Here is a 2,920-nt window from a genome sequence, read left to right on the forward strand (position 1 = left end):
CCGGTTGGCGCTTTGTAATCGGTGAACTGCATCATGTTGTCCCAATCACGCTGCTTCACGTAGTTGGCATCAACACCGAATGCCCAGTTGCTATCAATTGGACGATACAGCACTTCGCCGCCGACGCCGCCGTACATGGTTTCCAGATAACCGCCGTAAACCTGGCCGTAGAAACCGTTGCCGAGCGCATGCATGTAGTTGGCTTGCAGATCGTTAACGTAAACGTTGTTCTCAACGTAATCACGAATGTGCGTGCGGACGCGCGGCAGCGTGGAATCCGCTGGAGCGCCGTTGTAGTTGAACTTGTCGTAGTTATTGGCGATGTTGCCAAACAGGCTGCCGCCGACCAACAGGTGATCGGTAAGCCAGTAATCGGCATTGGCCATCACGCCAACTTGATACATGTAGAAGCTTTCTGGTCCACCAACCGACTGATTAAGCACCGGCGACAGGCTATAGTTCAGGCGATCTTTACGGATAAAGAAACCTTGCTCGGTGGTGCCGGGATCAACCGGATCTTCACGCGTCTGCTGTAGCGGCTGTTCATGGCCCAGCGGATAACCCGTCAGCTCGTTGTGCAGGCTGGCAACGTTGGTGCGCGTGCTGACCTGCGGCATATTAAAGCGCGACTCGGTGACGTCGATGGTATCGATGCCAGCAGGCAGGTTGTTCATGATGATGCGATTGGCGCGATCGACACCTTCGCGCGTGTCGCGATATTTGGTCTGCTCGCCAGAGACATACAGCGTGCTGCCTTTGGTCTGAATGTGTGGGCCATTTAGTCCCGCGTTGTACTTCAGATCGGTCAGCTGGTTCGCCACCACCGTTGGCTGCAACAGGTCGCCCTGCGGCTGCGGGTTGTAGGCTGGCTTCTCGCTATCGATGTGCGACTGATGCAGATCGTTGAAGTTGGTGCGCAGAGTAAAGCCGAACATAAAGGTGTTGCCGCGCTCGTAGCTGGCGTTGATGTCCGCCCAGTCGGTGATGCGATAAATCGCACCGACGTTAACCTTGCTGCGCTGCTCCAGACGACCGGCGAAATCATCCTGATAATCGTTGCCTTCGTACTCCAGCTTCAGACGCAGTGGCTGCCACGGCGTTTGGTATTCCACGCCGCCAAACAGCGCTGCCGGGCCGTGGAACATCTGTGAACCGTTGATGGTGCCGGTTTCGCCGCCGCCACTGCGGCTGCAATAGCTGTCGCTGTAGGAGCAAAATGGATTTTTAAGGGTGCCGCTGTTGCCGAGATAACCCCAGCCAATACCGAGACTGAAATCGAATGGCCCCCACGCCTTGCTCGCCACCAGATATTCGCTGTCGAACAAGCCGGTGCCGCCTAAATCGCGCGAGCCAACCGCCACTTCCGGCAGCCAATAGCTTTCTTGCCACAAACGCAGCTTCACATCGAAGGCTTTATCTTTATAGCTTTGGTTGCCGCTGAAACCTTCTACCGCGCTGTAACGGCGGGTACGCACATCGGTATAGCGCACGGTGGTTTCCAGCCACGGGAACAGCTGCAATGAGGCGGAATAGTAGCGATATTGATCGTTATCGCGGAAGTTGACGCTAAATTCGCCCTCTTTCGCCATACGCGCGGTCGGCGTCTGCATCAGGCCGACGCCACCAAAATCCGATTGCGAAGGACCGACCGGTTCAGGCCAGGTTTCCGCATGCACCTGGCAAGCGGCGGAAACAGAAGCAGCCAACAGGCTGAGAAGTAATTGTTTTTTCATCAGTCTGGTATCCGGTGAGTCAGAACGGAAAGCATGCGCTCATTCAAATCGCTTTGGCCCCATGGCAAGCTCCATGAGGTGAAACCGAGCCAGATGATGCTGCCGGGCTCCACTTCGATATGGCGATGATTCCAGTACGCGACCGGGACTTGCTGGGTGCTGCCGGACGGTGCAATCACCGTGGCATAGCTACGTTCCGCGCCGGAAAGGCGATCGTGGCCTTCAAGGTAATCACGCACTTCACGGCCCGGCTGCCAGCTCTCTTTACCCGGATTGCTCAACGCCCCCAGCACTAACACCTGCGTCGGTTGTGCCAGCGTGTAGAGGTCATAGCTGCCTTGCAGCGTGCGGTTGTCCTGTGGACGCAGGCGCACGGCGTCGGGATCGAGCGAGGTGAACTGGCGGCCCGTTACCTGCACCGCGCCAAGCTGGTGGATAACCGAGCCGATGGTTGCGGCTAACGACTCGCCGCTGTCGGCTTGCCAGGCACGCAGATCGGCCAGCAGCTGTTTCTGCTGTTGCTGTGCTACGGAAGTTGCGCCGCGCTCGGCAATCACCGTGCCCGGCCACCAACTGCGCAGTTCAGGATGGGTAAGTAACTGACTGAGATTCTGCGCATCGTTGATTTGCAGAGTGTTTTTTTCCTGTAAATCGTGCACGGTGACTTGCGCCGCCGCCAGTGCGTGGCCAGCCGTGAGCAGCGTTAACGCTGCCAGCATTGGAGTTATTTTTTTCATGATTTCGCCGGCTTCAGAATAGTGGTTTCAACTGGGAAGGCATCGGCGGCCAGCATCTGGTTGGCCTGCAGCACCGTGCCATCGCGGTTATCGATCCAGAAGGTGTTCTGCCACTCAGCGCCCACGCTCTCCATGCGCACGGTTTCATGCCAGACGCGGCACGGCACGCGTTCACCGGCGATATCCAGCACCGTATCGTCACCGCGCTCGAAACGTGAAATGGCGGTGGCGGCACGTACCTTGTCTTGCTCGCGCCACTGCACCACGCGCGTCCAGCTGGCACCGTTTTGCAGATGCAGCGCATCGGCGAGCGGATCCTGCGCCAGGTTACTGACGTCAGCGAGGTTGCTCGGTAAACCCAGGGTTTTGATCAGACGGCCATGCTGCATCACCAACATCGCTTTATCCTGGGTGATCCACTTCTGTTGGCCGTTTTCGTTGTAACCGAGC

General features: G+C 57.5%; 3 protein-coding genes. All 3 read right to left on the reverse strand.

The annotated features are described in order from the left end of the window. Positions 1 to 1,733: YjbH domain-containing protein (locus RTY00_RS22915; RefSeq protein WP_312666479.1), on the reverse strand; the 1,733-nt coding region annotated here is incomplete at its 3' end. Beyond that, positions 1,733 to 2,470 (reverse strand): capsule biosynthesis GfcC family protein, encoded by a 738-nt coding sequence (locus RTY00_RS22920; protein WP_312666481.1) that lies wholly within the window; start codon positions 2,468 to 2,470, stop codon positions 1,733 to 1,735. The genes RTY00_RS22920 and RTY00_RS22915, both read right to left, overlap by 1 nt. After that, the coding region (locus RTY00_RS22925) for a YjbF family lipoprotein (protein ID WP_312666483.1) at positions 2,467 to 2,920 on the reverse strand (454 nt) is incomplete at its 5' end. The genes RTY00_RS22925 and RTY00_RS22920, both read right to left, overlap by 4 nt.

This window comes from Pantoea sp. CTOTU49201 (assembly GCF_032054795.1).
Taxonomy (GTDB): domain Bacteria; phylum Pseudomonadota; class Gammaproteobacteria; order Enterobacterales; family Enterobacteriaceae; genus Pantoea; species Pantoea symbiotica.